At 55.6% G+C, this 354-nt stretch carries 1 pseudogene; it reads left to right on the forward strand.

The features are described from left to right. A pseudogene (locus tag NE623_RS14505) lies at nt 1-354 on the forward strand (hypothetical protein); the annotation flags it as partial.

Consider the following 354-nt stretch of genomic DNA (forward strand, 5'->3'; position numbering starts at 1 on the left):
AGGACGGGCATGAACTGCTGGAATACGAGACAGCCATCCGCGATGCCGTCGAAAATGATACCCGCGACTTTGGCGGCGACCTCATGCAGTATTATCACGAGGACGATTCGGTTCGCGGCAAGGTAGTTACGGCCATCCCGTCCGTCGAGGTGCATGGCAACAAGCTCTGCGGCTGTCTGACCGTGGAGCTGAAAGAACCTCTGCTCGATGATGAGCAGACCGTCCTCTGCAATTACATTTCCGGCCAGTACAGCGATGGCTGGGGCGAGGGCTTTGAGCAACGTGAAATCGAGGTTGAGGACGGCAAGCTGTATGTCCATTTCTGGCAGGATCACGATTTTGAACTGAAACGCG

This window comes from Gemmiger formicilis (assembly GCF_024462815.1).
Classification (GTDB): Bacteria; Bacillota; Clostridia; order Oscillospirales; family Ruminococcaceae; genus Gemmiger.